The sequence below is a fragment of the Albimonas marina genome (assembly GCF_029223255.1).
Lineage (GTDB): Bacteria > Pseudomonadota > Alphaproteobacteria > Rhodobacterales > Rhodobacteraceae > Albimonas.
In genome coordinates, this window is record NZ_JARHUC010000005.1 from 137,175 (window position 1) to 151,396 (window position 14,222).

A 14,222-nucleotide genomic window follows, 5' to 3' on the forward strand; every position below is an offset into this window, starting at 1 on the left:
AGCGCCCCCGCGCAGCGGCCAGCCGACGAGCCCCGCCTCGGAGGCCCCCCGTCTCAGCCCGCGCGCCGCACGATCAGCAGCGTGATGTCGTCCGACTGCTCCACGCCTTCCTCGAAGCTCTTCACCGTCTCCAGCATCGCCGCCGCCACCGCCTCGGGGTTCTGCCCGCCCAGCGGCGCGAGGCGTTCGACCAGGCGGTCCTCGCCGAACTGGTCGCCGCCGGCGTCGAAGGCCTCGGTCACGCCGTCGGTGTAGAGGACGAGGCTCTCGCCCGGGGCGAGGTCGAGGGCGAGCGTGGTGAACTCCAGCCCGTCGGCCACCGCCACGGCCATGTCGCCGGTGGAGGGCACGAGGACCGCGCCGGCGGGACCGAGGCGCACCGGCGGCAGGTGGCCCGCGTTGACGATCTCGGCCCGGCCGGTGGCGGGGTCGAAGATGCCGAAGACCAGCGTCACGAACATCATGCGGTCGTTGTCGACGGCGAGCAGGTCGTTGAGCTGGCGCACGCATTGCGCGGGGTCGGGCTCGAAGAGAGCGATGGCCTTCAGCAGGGTGCGCGAGATCGCCATGAAGAAGGCCGCCGGCACGCCCTTGCCCGAGACGTCGGCGATCACGAAGACCAGCCGGCCGTCGGGCCGCTCGAAGAAGTCGTAGAAGTCGCCGCCGACCTCCTGCGCCGACTCCATCACCCCCTTCACCGCGTAGCCCGGCCGGTGGGCCATGTCCGCGGGCAGGACCGAGTGCTGGAGGTCGCGCGCGATCGCCAGCTCCTGCTGGAGGGAGGCGAGGCGGGTCTCGCGCACCAGCGCCTCGCGCAGGCGGGCGACGAGTTCCGACAGGCGGCGGTGCTGGTCGACCACCCGGCCCGACATCTGCTGGAGGACCGCGGCGATGGGGCCGAGCTGGTCGTCCTCGCGGATCAGGCGGGCCATCGGGTCGGCGGGGGCCTCGGGCGCGGCGGGCTCGGGGGCGGGCGAGGCCTGCACCGGCGTCGGGCTTGCGGGCGCGCCGCCGCGGGTGGCGGCGACGATGCGGCGGAGGTCGGCGAGCACCTCCTCGCGCGCGCCGGGCTCCAGCGTCTCGGCCAGCGCCTCCATCTGGCGGCGCACGAAGCGCTCCTGGCGGCGGCGCTGCAGCTCGCGCTGGCGGCGGGCGTCGTCGAGCGCGCGCAGGCTGCCGCGCAGGCGGGCGACGGCGGAGGCGATCTGGCCGATCTCGTCGTCGCCCCCGGCCGGCAGGCGGGCGGTCATGTCCCCGCGCGCCAGCGCGCCGAGCGTGCCGACCGCGCGTTGCAGGGGCGCGAAGCTGACCCGGAGATAGAGCCACAGCCCCCCCACCGTCGCCAGCGCCACCGCCGCCATCACCACCAGCGTCGCGGCCGTCAGCCGGCCCAGCGCGCGCAGGCTGTCGGTGGCGTCCTGCACCGCCACCAGCAGCCCCGCCGTGCCCGAGGAGATGTCGGCGATGGGAATGGCGGTGACCGAGTAGAGCCGGTCGTCGAGCGGCGCCTGGCGCACCACGCCCTGGCGCTGGGGCAGCTCGACGCCCAGCGCGCGCCACAGGCGGGGGTCGGTGCCCTCGACCAGGCGGCCGCGGGTGGAGAGCAGGTAGCCCTCGGCCTGCATGGCCTGGGCGAAGTCCTGCAGGGGGCGGGCGGCGTTCACCCCCACCGCGATCACCGCGGGGGCGCCGTTCCAGGCCCCGAACTCGGCCGCCGAGATCACCCGGAACGCCCCCGGCGCGATCTGGCGCACGCCCCCCAGCGGGCGCCCGTTCAGGATCGCGCCGATGGTGGCGACGTCGAGCAGCGGCGGCGGCTCGGCCTGGGCGGCGGAGGCGTAGATCACCCGCCCCTGGGCGTCGAGGATCTGGAGGTCGGAGACCTCGTCCGCCATCAGCCGCGCGCGCATCAGGACCGAGCCGAGACGGCGCAGGCGGGGGAGGTCGGCGGCGGCGGCGGCCTCCTGCACCGCGGCGTCGCCGGCGATGGCCTCGCGCAGCTCCGACAGGCGCAGGGTCTCGAGCTCGACGATCTTGCGCCACAGCGCGGCCTCGCCGGCGATGGCGACGCGGGTGTGGGGCTGGATGGCGAGGGACTCGCGCTGCAGGCCGATGGCGACGAGGGCGCCGAAGGCGAGCGCGAAGGCGAGGCTGACGATGATGGCGATGCGGGTGGAGAGAAGCATGGCTCAGCCCTCCCGCCGGCGCAGGAGCAGGGCCGCAAGTAGGGCGAGGGCGGCGAAGACCAGCGTGGGCGCGCCCATCGGCGCCGCGAGCGCCCGGGCGAGGCCGGCGGCGGCGAGGCCCGCGGCCGCCCCCAGCGCAAGCGCGGCGAGCCCGCCGCGCCCGCCCCGCGCCGGCGCCGCCGCGCCCAGCGCCGCGCCCATGGCGAGGCTGGCGAGGAGGAGCGCGGCGAGGCTCGCCGCGGGGGAGGCGAGCGCCGCGGGGAGGTCGGCCGCGAGCATGGCGGGCGGCGCCGCGACGAGCTGCGCGAGCCCCGCGAGGCCCAGCGCCACGGCGCCGGCGGCGGTCGGCAGGCGCGGGGCGAGGAGGGCCGCGAGGCCGATCGCGGCCGCGAGGCCGCCTCCCGAGAGATAGTCGTCGTAGCCCGCCCCCAGCGGCAGCGCGACCAGCGCCGCGGCGGCGGCCGCCGCCGCCGCCATCGCCGCCAGCGCGCGCGTCGCCGGCGGCTCGGGCGCGTGCCGGGCGGGAGCCAGGCGGGCGGAGGGGGCGCCCGCGGCCAGCGCCGGCGTCGCCAGCAGCGCCGCGAGGCCGAGGGCGAGGAAGGCGGCGCGGCGACCGACCGCCTCGCCCAGCAGGCCGCCCAGCAGGGGGCCTGCGACGAGCGCCGCGAAGATCAGCAGGGCCCGCACCGCGCGCGGCGAGGCGGCGGGCGCGAAGGCCTTGGCCAGCGCCGCGCCCGCGAACCCCGCGCCGAGGCCCGCGCCGAGGCGCAGCGCCGCGAAGAGCTCCCACGAGCGGCACCAGTAGGTGGCGGCGAGGCAGGCGCCGGTCAGCGCCAGCGCCAGCGCGCGCAGCAGCGCGACCCGGCCCGCCGCGCCCCGCCCGGCGAGGGCGCCGAGCAGCAGGGCCGCGAGCTCGATCAGCAGGGGGACCGCCGGTTGCCAGGCGGGCGAGGCCCACTCGGACCCGCGGTCGAGCGCGAAGTTCGCGACCAGCGGCGCCGCCCCCGTCCAGATCGCCAGCGTCAGCGCCAGCCGACAGGCGCCGGCGTCGGCGGCGGGGTCGAACGCGGGGGGGGCGGTCTCGGACGGCCGCGGCCCAAGCGCTGCGGGACCGGGGGCCGCGGCTTCGCGCACGGGCGGGCGGGACGCGGCCGGATCGTCGGCGTGCGGCTCGGCGAGGCTCGCCGAGACCACCGAGGCCGCGGCGGCCGGCGTGGCGGCCAGCAGCGCGGAGGGCATCGGCGCGGGGCGGGGTTGAGCGGATTGGGGCTGGGCCGGCTCGGGCGAGGGGAGCGACGGCTCGGCGGGAGATGAGACGGCCGGAGCGGCGGAGCCCGGCACGGCGGCGCCCGGCGAGGCGAGGGCGCGGCGGGGGTCGAGCTCCTCCTCCTCCGTCGCGGGCAGGGTCCAGCGGGCGGCGACGGCGGCGAGCACCGGCTCGATCCGCCGGCCGAGGCTGCCGTCGAAGTCGATGGCGCGGATGGTGGCGGCGGCCTCCATCAGGCGCAGGCGCGCGGCCTGCACCCGCTCGACCTGGGCGCCCAGCGCCTCGGCGGCCTCGGCGAAGCGGCCGCGGGCGCCGGGGGGCGGGGCCTGCGCGAAATCGCCTTCGGCGGCGCGCTCGACCGCGCGGCGCAGGCGGCGGCGGGCGGGCGCCTGGGCGAGGCCGAGGAACCCCGCCGTCACCGCCCCCGCCGCGGCGCCGGCGAGCAGCGCGGTCAGCGTCAGCGCCGCGCGCAGGCGCGCCATCGCCTCGTCGAGCAGGGGCGAGGCGGCGGCGACCACCAGGGTCGCCTCGCCGGCGGCGCCGGAGATGGCGATGCGCTCGCCCTCCACCCGCTCGGCGGTGGCGGCGAGGGGGCGGCCGTCGGCGTCGAGCAGCGCCAGCGCCTGCACCTGGGGGGCGTCGCGGGCGATGCGCTCGAGATAGGGGGCGACGTCGGGCAGCCGCGCGAGCGGGATGCCGAGGTCGAGGGCGCGGGCGAACTGGCCGGCCACGGCCTGGCCCACCGCGACGGCGCCGGCCCGGGTGGAATCCGCGAGCGCGGGGACGGAGTAGGCGAGCCCCGCCCCCAGCATCAGCCGCCCCGCCAGCCCCACCGCGAGCGCGACCGCCAGCGCCACCACGAGCGCCGGCCCCCAGACCCGCCCGCGCGCCGCGCGCCCGGAGAGGAGGGCGGGCCGGCTCATGCGCGCGCCTCGCCGGCGCGGGCCGGGCGGCGGGAGGGAGACGGGAGGAAGTCGAAGACCGGGCCGCAGGCGAGGAACGGTTGGCGGATGGGGTCCTGGTTGAATGCCACGGCCGGGCCGCTGGCGAGGGACTTGCGGAGGGCGGCGGCCGGGCGGCGGGCGAGGGGCAGGTTTCGGACGGGCGCCCGGTCGCGGGCGGAGGTCCGACAGGGGGCGTGGACCGGACGGGGCGCGGGTCGGGCCATGCGCGCTCAGGCCTCGTCGGCCGCGAGGACCTCGGCCGCGGCGCGGTCGTGGTCGCGCACGGCGCGATCGGCGGCGGCGCGCACGCGGGCGGCGGCGGAGCCGGGGGCGGGCTCGACGGCGCCGGTCAGCCCCTCGATCAGGCGGCGCAGGTCGCGGGTGGTGCGGGAAAGGGCCCAGGCCACGGCGGCCAGCGCCAGGGCCAGCGCCAGCGGCGCGGCCCAGGCGGCGCGGGCGGCGAGCACCGCGGCCAGCCCCTCGGCATGGCGGGCGCGGGCGGCGTCGGAGATGGTGGCGGCGACGTAGCCCACCGGCTCGTCGAAATCGTTGCGCAGCGCCTCGCCCACCACGATGGCGCCCAGCTCCTCGACCCGCCAGCGGTCGTCGACCAGGCGGTAGGCGACGGCGCGCCGCCAGGCCTCGGGCACCGCCTCGCCGACCGCGCCGCGGTCGGTGTTGAACAGCGAGACGCCGGCGGGGGAGAAGACCTCGACCGCCAGCACCCGGTCGTCGGCGGCCTTGGCCTGCTCGACCAGGCCCTGGGCGACGCGCACGTCCGGCAGCGCGAGGCCGAGGCCCACGTTCGCCTCGATCGAGCCGCCGAGCTGGGCGAGGAGGAAGTCCATGTTCGCCTCGGCCGAGCGCAGGCCCAGCCGGTCCAGCCCGCCGAAGACCAGCGCCGCGGCGAGCGCCAGCGCGGCGGCCGTGACGCCCGCCAGGGCCAGGAGGATCCGGGAGCTGGGGGCCATCGGGCGGGGGGTCTCGGGCGACGGGGGACGCGGGAATGGGCGGGCGGGACGGAACCGCGTCACGCTAGCCCGCGCCCCGGGGCCTGTCACCCGCCGAAATCGCGGAAGCGGCGGGAGGGGCGGGGATTTCCCGGGCGCGGGGGGAGGCCGGGCGGCGGGGCGCGGGGCGCGGCGCCGGCCCCCGGGCGGCGGCCGGGCCGGGCGCGGCGGGCGCCTCGCGCCGCGGGCGGAACGCCGGGGCCCGCGCGACGGTCGACGCGGCGCCTGCGGCAGCGACCGTCGCGCGAGCCGCCGGGGGGGCGCGGGCCGTGAGGGGGAGTGCATTTCCGGGCGGCGGGGCGGGGTGGGGCCTGTGCGCTGGGGAAGCGGCGTGGTAGCGTTTTCAAGCCGTTCCGGCCCTGTCGCAACGCCTGCTCCCGGCGGACCCCCCGATGATTCGGCTCGCAGCCCGCACCCTTCCCGTCTTCGCCGCCATCATCGGCTTCGCCATGGCGCTGGCGGCCTACCTGAATTTCTCGGGCGTGCGCACCGCCTATCTCGACCTGGTGCGCGCCCGCGCCGACATGATCGCCACCGACATCGCCGCCGACGCCACCGCCGCCCAGGGCTTCGGCATCCGGCTGAGCGAGCAGCGCACGCTGGCCGAGCTGCTGGCCCGCCAGGCCGCGACCGACCCGCTGATCCTGTCGATCGACGTGACCGCCCCCGACGGGCGCATCCTGTTCTCGAGCGCCGCGACCCGCGTGGGCGAGACCGAGCCGCCGGAGGGCGAGGACCCCGCCTTCCGCCAGGCGCAGCCGGTGATCGGCGCGCTGGGCCAGCCGGCGGGGGAGGTGCTGGTGCGCCTCGACGACGCCGCGATGGACGCGACCGTGGCCGAGCTGCGCCGCGACGTGCTGTGGGGCGCGGCGCCCGCGGGCGCGGGCGCGGTGCTGACCGGCTGCCTGCTGGCGCTCGCCCTGCTCAGCCGCCTGCGCGCCAAGGCCCGCCGCGCCAGCGACGCCGAGCACGCGGACATGATCGCCCAGGCGGAGAACGAGATGGCCGGCCTGCGCCCGGGCGCGCGGCGGTGAGGGCCTCAGGCCGCGAGGGGCGGGACGAGGCGCAGGACGGGGACGGCCGGCGCCGGGGGACCGGCGCCGCGGCGACGCAGGACGGGAACCGGGGAGACGGGGGAGCGATGCGCGGGACGTGGGGAGCGGGGCGCGCGGCGCCGGACGCCGGAGCGGGCGCGGCGGGGAGCGGCGCGGCCTTGAGCAGCGCTGGGGGGAGCGGGGCGCGATGAGGAGCCTTCGGGTCCGTCTCTCGGCCGCGCTGCTGGCGGCGCTGATGGTGGCGCTGGTCGCGATCTCCTTCGAGACGGTGCGCCGGGCGGAGGCCGTGCTCTCGCCCGAGATCGAGCGCAAGGCCGTCACGCTGGCGGACTCGAGCGCCGCCCTGATCGGCAAGGCGCTGGCGCTGGGCATCCCGGCGGAGAAGCTGCACGGGCTCGACGAGCACTTCGCGCGCCTCGTGGCGGCCAACGACGACGTGGCGTGGATCGCGCTCGAGGGACCGGACGGCGCGCCGCTGCGGATCGTCTTCGCCGAGGGCGAGGAGCAGACCTCGGGCGGCGATCTCGTCTCGCGCCCGGTGCCGCGGGCGGGGCCGGACGCGCCGGCCTACACGGTGACCGTGGGGCTCGATCCCGCCTTTGCGCGGGAGGTGGTCTCGACGCTGTGGATCGACCTCGCCATCGTCATGTTCGTGACCGCGGTGGTGGCGCTTGAGCTGATCTACGTGGGCTTCGGCGACGGGCTCTACGCCGCCATCGAGGGGGTCGAGCGGCGGCTGCACAACATCTCCCGCGGGGACCTGCGCAGCCACCAGCCGGTGGAGGCGCGGGGCGAGTTCGGGGCGCTGGCCCGGGCGCTCGACGGGCGGATCGAGCGGGTGCACGCGGCCTACGCCCAGATCCGCGACCGCGCGGTCGAGAGCGGCGACCGCGCCGCGCGCCAGGCGCTGGAGATGCTGCAGGACCGCTTCGGCCTGGGCCAGATGCTGGGCGCGGGCGGCGCGGGCAAGGTGATGGCGGTGCGCGCGCCCCTCTTCGTCTTCATGCTGGCCGAGGAGCTGACCCGCCCCTTCCTGCCCGTGCATGTCCGCGCGCTGGCGCAGGCCGCGCAGGGCGAGGGCGCGCTGGCGGGGATGGACCCGGCCTTCGTCGCGGCCCTGCCGATGATGGCCTTCCTCGCCGTGGTCGCGATCTGCCAGCCGCTGCTGGGCGGGGTGACCGAGCGGATCGGGCGGCGGCGCTCGCTCGCCGTCGGGGGGGCGGTGGGGCTGGTGGGGTACGCGGCCTCGGCCTTCGCCGACGGGCTCGCGGTGTTCGCGGCGCTGCGGGCGCTGACGGGGTTCGGCTTCGCGATGGTGTTCGTGGGGGCGCAGGGCTACGTGATCGACGCGACGGAGCCGGCGCAGCGCTCCTCCGGCATGGCGGTGTTCATCTCGGCGATCCTGGTGGCGGGTGTCTGCGGGCCGCCCATCGGCGGCATCCTGGTGGACCGGGCGGGCGTGCCGGGGACCTTCCTGGTGGCCGGGCTCTTCGCGGGCCTGTCGCTGCTGCTGGCCTGGCTGGTGATGCCGAAGGCGGGGCCGGTGCGCGCGGGCGGACCGGCGATCCGCTGGCGGGAGTTCGGGCGCGTTGTCGCCTCGCCCTCGCTCGCCGCCCTGTTCTTCCTGTGCGCGATGCCCGCGAAGATCATCCTGGTGGCCTTCTGCTTCTTCCTCGTGCCCCTGCAGCTCGAGGCGCTGGGCTCCACCCAGGCGGCGACGGGGCGGATGCTGATGATCTATCCCATCGTGATGGTGCTGCTGGTGCCGGCCTGCGCGAAGCTCGCCGACCGCTGGCAGGCGCGGGCGGGCTTCGTGGCGGCGGGCGGGCTGGTCGCCGGCGCCTCGGCCTTCGCGCTGGCGGGCGGCGGCGCGCAGGAGCCGGCGCGCATCGCCGTGATGCTGCTGGGGCTGGGGCTGGGACAGGCGATCTCGATCGCCGCGCTCTCGGGCCTGGTGGGGGACTACGGGCGCCGGCACGCGCACGAGGTGACCGAGGGCTCGGTCTACGGCATCTTCCGGCTGGTGGAGCGCACGGGCAACGCCCTGGGGCCGCCGGTCGCGGGGGCGCTGCTGGGGCTTTACGGCTTCGCGGGCGCGGCGATGATCGTGGGGGGCGCGGTGATGGCCTGCGCCCTGGCCTTCGGGCTGGCCGCGCTGGCGCTGCGGCCGCGGGACCTGGAAGCCGACGGCGTGGAGGGCTGAGCGATGAGCGCGAACGATGCACCCGCGGGCCTGGGCCGGCGCGCCTTCCTGGGCGGCGCCGCGGGCCTGCTGGCCGCCGGCGCCGCCGGGCCGGGCCGGGCGCAGGCGCGGCCCTGGCGCATTTACCGCGTCACCTACCGCGGGCGCACCGAGGTCGAGGACGGGTTCGACGACTACCTCGCCGCCAACGGCATCGCCGCCGAGTTCATCGAGCGCGACGCCGACCGCGACCCCGCCAAGCTCCCCGGCTTCGTCGAGGAGATCCGCGCCGAGAAGCCGGACCTGGTGGTGACCTGGGGCACCTCGGTCACGCTGGGCATCGCGGGGCGCCACGACGACCCCGATCCCGCGGCGCATATCCACGACATCCCGGTGGTCTTCGCCCTGGTCTCGGCCCCCGAGAAGTCGGGCCTGGTCGAGAGCAACGAGGCGCCGGCGCGCAACGTCACGGGCGCGGTGCACATCGTGCCGCCCGAGACGCAGCTGCGCGCCATGCACTCCTACCGCCCGATCGAGAGCCTGGGCGTGCTCTACACCGCGTCCGAGGAGAACTCGGTCGCCATCGTGGACGAGCTGCGCCGCCTGCGCGGGGAGATGGGCTTCGACCTGGTCGAGCGGCAGTTCCGCATCGACGGCGACGCCCGCCCCACGCCCGACGGGATCGAGGAGCTGATCGCCGAGATCAAGGCGGCGGGGGCCAACTGGCTCTACCTGCTGCCGGACACCTTCCTCGGCACCCAGTACGACCGGGTGGTGCCGGCGGCGCTGGACCAGCGGCTGCCGACCTTCGGGGCGGCGGAGCTCGCGATCCGCAAGGGGGGCGCGCTGGTGGGGCTGATCTCGCGCTATTACTCGGTGGGGCAGCTCGCGGCCTCGAAGGCGGCGCGGGTGCTGCGCGACGGGGAGGATCCGGGGACCATCCCGATCGAGACGCTGAAGCGGTTCTCGCTGATCATCAATCTGCCGGTGGCCGAGGCGCTGGACCTGTATCCGCCCATCGAGATGCTGAATTACGCCGAGGTCCTGACGGGCTGAGGCCGCGGGGATACGGGCGGGGGGATCCGGGCGCCGGCGGGGGGCGGCCGGGGATCGCCCCCCTGCCCTTTCGATCGCCCCCGATGCAGGAGAGACCGCGGGATGAGCGCACCGGGCGACCAGAGGGGCCGCGAGGCGGCGACGCAGGACGCGCCGGGGCCGGGGGCGACGCAGGGCGCCTCCGCGGCGGCGCCGACGTTCCGCGCGCTGGGACCCGCGGACCTGGACCGCGTCTACGCGGTGCATCTGCTGGCCATGGCCGCGGTGGGCGACCCGAAGCTGGTGAAGCCCGAGGACCGGGGGTTCTTCGAGCGGCTGCTGGGCGGCGAGGGCCGGCTGCTGGGCGCCTTCCGCGACGGGGAGCTGCTGGGCTACGGCGTGCTGCAGCTCCACCTGCCGCCGTCGGAGGATGCGCGGCCCTACCTCGGCATCCCGGCGGCGGAGGGGCTGGCGAAGCTCGCCGGGGCGGGGGTGCGTCCGGGGGACTGGGGGGCGGGGCTGCACGACCGGTTCATCGAATGGCGGGTGACGGAGGGGGCGCGGCTGGGGATCGAGCATCTCTACGCCACCGCGGCGCCCGGCAATCCGCGGAGCTGGGCGAACCTGATGGCCGGCGGCTTCGCGGTGCGCGCGCTGGAGGAGAAATACGGCGGCCACCTGCGCTACCTGATGTGGCGGCGCGCGGCGACGCCCGCCGCGACCGCGGCCGAGGCGCCCCCGCCCGAGGGCGCCGAGGGCCTGTGGCTGCCCGCCGAGGACGCCCCCGCCCAGCGCGCCGCGCTGGAGGCCGGGCGCCTGGGCCTGCGCTGGCGCCGCCGCCCCGACGGCGGCCGCGACCTGTGGTACGCCCGCCCATGAGCCGAGCCGAGGATCCCGACGCCCGCGCGCTGGGCGGGAGCGAGGGCGCGCCCCCGGATCTCGGGCATGGGTCCTCGCACGGCCCCTCCACGGAGAAGCCCGTCGACGCCCGCGAGGCCGCGGGGGCGGAGGGCGCCTCTGCGGGGACCGGCGGCGGGGAAGGCGGCCTCGGTCCGGCGCCGGCCCGATCCGGCGACGCGCCGCCGGCCGAGGCGGCGCGGCCGGAGATGCGCCCGGTGCTGACGGTCGATCTGGACGCGATCCGGGCGAACTGGGCGGCGTGCCTGCGGCTGGCGGGGGGCGGGGGCCTCTCGGCGGTGCTGAAGGCCGACGCCTACGGGCTGGGACTGGTCGCGGTGGCGCGGGCGCTGGACGGCGCCGGGTGCCGGGATTTCTGGGTCAACGACCTCGCCGAGGCCGCCCGCCTGCGCGCGGCCCTGCCCGGGGCGCGGGTCTTCTGCCTGATGGGGCTGGCAGGCGGCGCGCCGGCGGACTTCGCGGCGCTGCCGGCGATCCCGGCGCTGGTCTCGCCCCAGGAGGTCGCGCGCTGCGGCCGCCATGCCGCCGCCACGGGGGCGGCGATGGAGGTGGCGCTGCAGCTCGACACCGGGCTGGGACGGCTGGGACTGTCGGAGACGGAGGCGGAGCGGCTGGGGACCGAAGGGCTCGCGGGGCTCTCGGTCGTGGCGCTGGTCACGCATCTCGCGGCCTACAACCTGCCCGACGATCCGGGCAACGCCGCGCAGCGGGCGCGGCTGCGGCGGATGGCGGGGCGGCTGCCGAAGGCGGCGCTGAGCCTCTCGGCCTCCTCGGGGCTGTTCATGGGGCCGGAGTGGCGGCTGGACCTCGCCCGGGCGGGGAGCGCGCTGGTCGGCACCCAGACCTCGGTGCGCTTCCAGCCGGGGCTGCGGCCCTGCTATTCGCTGGCGGCCCCCGTGGTCGCGGTGACCGAGCATCCGGCGGGGCGGCGGCTGGGCTATCGCGGCGCGGGGGTGCTGGCGCGGCCCTCGCGCATCGCCACGGTGGCGGCGGGCTACGCCGACGGGCTGCCGCAGGCCTATGCGCAGGCCGGCCGGCCCCGCTTCGGCGAGGTCCCGGCCCCGGTGGTGGGGGGCGTCGCGATGAACCTCACGATGCTGGATGCGACCGACGCGCCCGAGGGCGCGGTCGGCCCCGGCGCGCAGGCGATCCTGCTCGACGCCCGCGCCCCGGTCGAGGCGCTGGCCGAGGCCATGGACTGCGCCCCCAACGTCCCCCTCGCCCAGATCGGCGCCGCGGTGCGCAAGGTCTACGTCGGGGGGTGAGGACGGCCGGGCGAGGGACCGCCCCGCTCCGGAGGGTCGGCCGCGGAGCCGGTCAGCCGGCGGAGAGCTCGGCCAGCGCGGTGGGGGCGTCGGGCCAGATGCGGAACAGCTTGGCGAAGCCGGAGATGTCGAAGACCTCGCGCACCGGGGCGCTCATCCCGCACAGGCCCAGCGCCACGCCGGTCGCCTTCGAGCGGCGCGCACCCAGCAGCAGCACCCGCAGGCCCGCCGAGGAGATGTAGGAGAGCGCGGCGAAGTCCACCAGCACCGGCTCGCTCCCGTCGAAGCGGGGCAGCAGCGCCTCCTCCAGCGCGCGGGCCGAGTTGCTGTCCACCCGCCCCACCGGGCGGATCACCGCGACCCCGCCCTCCGTCTCCGTCTGGATCTCCACCGTCGCTCTCCCCTCTCCTGCGTCTCGTGCGTCGCCTAGCCGTCCAGCCGCTTGACCAGGGTCACCTCGTTGATCCCGTCGCGGCGCGCGTAGGCGACCTCGTCCATCATCGACTGCACCAGGTGGATGCCCAGCCCCCCCACGGCGCGGTCGTCGAGCTCCGCGTCCACGTCGGGCGCCTCGGCCCCGGTGGGGTCGAAGGGGCGGGCGTCGTCGCGCACCACCGCCGTCGCCGCCCCGTCCGAGAGCGTGATCGAGACCTCGATCCGCCCCGTCGCGCCGTCCTCATAGCCGTAGCCGATGGTGTTGGTCAAAAGCTCGTCCAGCGACAGCGCCAGCGCGTGGGCGGCGCCCATCGGCAGGTCCTGCGCCTCGCAGAACGCCTCCACCGCCTCGGCCAGGCGCCCGACCTCGGCGAGATCGTTGGCCAGGACCAGGCGCAGGGCGGGCCCGCTCATCGCCGCGCCTCCGCGAGGGCGGGGGCGAGGGGGCGCACGCGGTAGACCGTCTCGCGGCCGAACTTCTTGGGCAGCTCCTTCTCGCCCACGTAGTCGACCGCGAAGGCGGGCGGCACGGGGCGCCCGGTCAGGCGGGCCTCGTGCTCGGCCGCGTCCATCTCGGCGCGCAGCAGGGCAACGAAATGCTGGGAGGCGTAGATCTCCCCCGGCGCGGCCACCGCCTCGATCCGGGCCGCGCGGTTCACGTGGTGGCCGAAGATCATCGAGCGGCCGGTCAGCGGGTGCAGGCCGACGTAGACGGGGCCCGCGTGAAGCGCCACGCGGAAGCGGGGGCGGGCCTCGAGGCCGAAGCGCTCGAGCTCGAGCTCCGCCACGCCGGCGGTCAGCTCGGCCGCGTAGCCGGCGAGGTCGGTGGCGGTCTCGGCGGCGGCGTGGACCGCGTCGCCCCAGGTGTTGATCAGGATCGGGGCGGTCGCGCGCGCCTCGATGCGGGTCTGCACCTCGGCGAGGAAGTCCCACAGGAGCGGCACCTGCTCGTCGCGCAAGGTCGAGTAGGTGGCGAGGTCGGCGAAGAAGATCGCGCGCACCACCAGCGGGCTGGCGCCGAAGGCGAGCGCGCCGAGGTCGGGGTCGATGTCCGCCGGCGCGCCCGCGCGGGCGTCGCCGCGGGGATCGTCCAGGTCGATCAGGGACAGCCGCTCGATCTCGGGCCACTGGTCCATGAAGTCGGCGGGGGAGCCGGGCTCGGCCGGGGCCGAGGGGCTCCAGCAGGCCAGCAGGCGGGCGGCGCCGCCCCGGTTCTCGGCATGGAGGCGGGCGAGGCCCTGCAGGACCTGGTTGTTGAAGCGGAGCTGGATCTCGTCGCCGGCCAGGCGCTCCTCCCCCGAGGTTTCGAAGCGGGCGGCGGCGGCGCGCACGGCCTCGAACCGGGCGAGGTGGCCGGGGCCGGCGGGGGCCACGTGCCATTGCGCGAAGTCGTCGGGCGCGCAGGGCAGGAACAGGTGCAGCTCGGCCCCGCGGGCGAGGGCCGCCTCGGCGAAGATCAGGCCGGGGCCGGCCGAGGGGCAGGTGTAGGCGACCGCGGCCTCGGGCGGGAAGGCGGCGGCGATCTCCTCGCGCAGGGCGGATTCGCAGGCGGGGGTCAGCCACGCCGGCTCGGCGGCGTAGGGGGCGGCGCACAGGATCACGGTCTCGGCGGTCACCGGCCGGTCCTCCCTCGCCTCACGCACGTCGGGGGGACTGTAGGGGGCGGCCGGGCGCGGGCGCAAGCGGCGAGCGGGGGAGAGGCGGGCGGGGGGGAGAGGCGGGGGCGGACGGGGCGCGGCGAGGCGCGGGGTTGCGCCGGGCGGCGGGGGGAGCGATGACGTGGGGGTCGGCGCGGAGCCCCGCGCTCCCGTCCCGTCCCCCCTGCGCCCCGCGACCCCGCGTCGCCGGACGCGGCGGAGCGGAAGGGTCTAGAACCTTCCCTGCCGACAGGCAGGCGCGCCGCAGGGTCCCTGCCCCTTCCGCAG

At 77.7% G+C, this 14,222-nt stretch carries 11 protein-coding genes; 5 read left to right on the top strand and 6 right to left on the bottom strand.

Annotated features, from left to right (window positions below):
• Positions 1–53: 53 nt before the first annotated feature.
• The 3 genes from P2H44_RS15375 to P2H44_RS15385 all read right to left on the bottom strand — a co-directional run bounded on the left by P2H44_RS15375 (position 54) and on the right by P2H44_RS15385 (position 5,368).
• Complete coding sequence (locus tag P2H44_RS15375) at positions 54–2,186, bottom strand: SpoIIE family protein phosphatase (protein ID WP_275764761.1); 2,133 nt, start codon at positions 2,184–2,186, stop codon at positions 54–56.
• 3 nt (positions 2,187–2,189) lie between these two features.
• Positions 2,190–4,376 (bottom strand): hypothetical protein, encoded by a 2,187-nt coding sequence (locus tag P2H44_RS15380; RefSeq protein ID WP_275764762.1) that lies wholly within the window; start codon positions 4,374–4,376, stop codon positions 2,190–2,192.
• A 251-nt stretch (positions 4,377–4,627) separates the two neighbouring features.
• Complete coding sequence (locus tag P2H44_RS15385; RefSeq protein WP_275764763.1) at positions 4,628–5,368, bottom strand: hypothetical protein; 741 nt, start codon at positions 5,366–5,368, stop codon at positions 4,628–4,630.
• Between the two features lie 431 nt (positions 5,369–5,799).
• Between P2H44_RS15385 and P2H44_RS15390 the strand changes: the two genes are divergently transcribed.
• From P2H44_RS15390 to P2H44_RS15410, 5 genes are all read left to right on the top strand, one after another.
• The gene (locus tag P2H44_RS15390; protein ID WP_275764764.1) at positions 5,800–6,441 is read left to right on the top strand and encodes a hypothetical protein; all 642 of its coding nucleotides are present in this window, start codon (positions 5,800–5,802) and stop codon (positions 6,439–6,441) included.
• Between the two features lie 208 nt (positions 6,442–6,649).
• Complete coding sequence (locus P2H44_RS15395) at positions 6,650–8,665, top strand: MFS transporter (protein ID WP_275764765.1); 2,016 nt, start codon at positions 6,650–6,652, stop codon at positions 8,663–8,665.
• Between the two features lie 3 nt (positions 8,666–8,668).
• On the top strand, positions 8,669–9,700 hold the full coding sequence (locus P2H44_RS15400) for an ABC transporter substrate-binding protein (RefSeq protein ID WP_275764766.1): 1,032 nt from the start codon (positions 8,669–8,671) through the stop codon (positions 9,698–9,700).
• A gap of 102 nt (positions 9,701–9,802) precedes the next feature.
• Entirely contained in the window at positions 9,803–10,558 is a 756-nt protein-coding gene (locus P2H44_RS15405) for a hypothetical protein (protein ID WP_275764768.1), read from the top strand.
• Positions 10,555–11,862 carry an alanine racemase gene (locus P2H44_RS15410; protein WP_275764770.1) on the top strand — a complete coding sequence of 436 codons (1,308 nt, stop codon included), beginning with the start codon at positions 10,555–10,557 and terminating at the stop codon, positions 11,860–11,862. Before P2H44_RS15405 ends, P2H44_RS15410 begins: the two co-directional genes overlap by 4 nt.
• 52 nt (positions 11,863–11,914) lie before the next feature.
• Here P2H44_RS15410 and P2H44_RS15415 read toward each other — a convergent pair whose 3' ends face one another.
• From P2H44_RS15415 to P2H44_RS15425, 3 genes are read right to left on the bottom strand one after another with little or no spacing between them, the layout of a single operon-like run.
• Positions 11,915–12,253, bottom strand: coding sequence for an STAS domain-containing protein (locus P2H44_RS15415; protein WP_275764771.1), 339 nt, complete (start codon positions 12,251–12,253; stop codon positions 11,915–11,917).
• 35 nt (positions 12,254–12,288) lie between these two features.
• Positions 12,289–12,711, bottom strand: coding sequence for an ATP-binding protein (locus P2H44_RS15420; RefSeq protein ID WP_275764772.1), 423 nt, complete (start codon positions 12,709–12,711; stop codon positions 12,289–12,291).
• Positions 12,708–13,913, bottom strand: a complete 1,206-nt coding sequence (locus P2H44_RS15425) for an adenylate/guanylate cyclase domain-containing protein (RefSeq protein ID WP_275764775.1) — start codon at positions 13,911–13,913, stop codon at positions 12,708–12,710. Before P2H44_RS15425 ends, P2H44_RS15420 begins: the two co-directional genes overlap by 4 nt.
• Positions 13,914–14,222 lie beyond the last annotated feature (309 nt).

What these genes read in the sequence shown, in the direction of transcription:
- P2H44_RS15375 (WP_275764761.1), bottom strand. Translation starts at nt 2,186, where the DNA reads ATGCTTCTCTCCACCCGCATCGCCATCATCGTCAGCCTCGCCTTCGCG.
- P2H44_RS15380 (WP_275764762.1), bottom strand. Translation starts at nt 4,376, where the DNA reads ATGAGCCGGCCCGCCCTCCTCTCCGGGCGCGCGGCGCGCGGGCGGGTC.
- P2H44_RS15385 (WP_275764763.1), bottom strand. Translation starts at nt 5,368, where the DNA reads ATGGCCCCCAGCTCCCGGATCCTCCTGGCCCTGGCGGGCGTCACGGCC.
- P2H44_RS15390 (WP_275764764.1), top strand. Translation starts at nt 5,800, where the DNA reads ATGATTCGGCTCGCAGCCCGCACCCTTCCCGTCTTCGCCGCCATCATC.
- P2H44_RS15395 (WP_275764765.1), top strand. Translation starts at nt 6,650, where the DNA reads ATGAGGAGCCTTCGGGTCCGTCTCTCGGCCGCGCTGCTGGCGGCGCTG.
- P2H44_RS15400 (WP_275764766.1), top strand. Translation starts at nt 8,669, where the DNA reads ATGAGCGCGAACGATGCACCCGCGGGCCTGGGCCGGCGCGCCTTCCTG.
- P2H44_RS15405 (WP_275764768.1), top strand. Translation starts at nt 9,803, where the DNA reads ATGAGCGCACCGGGCGACCAGAGGGGCCGCGAGGCGGCGACGCAGGAC.
- P2H44_RS15410 (WP_275764770.1), top strand. Translation starts at nt 10,555, where the DNA reads ATGAGCCGAGCCGAGGATCCCGACGCCCGCGCGCTGGGCGGGAGCGAG.
- P2H44_RS15420 (WP_275764772.1), bottom strand. Translation starts at nt 12,711, where the DNA reads ATGAGCGGGCCCGCCCTGCGCCTGGTCCTGGCCAACGATCTCGCCGAG.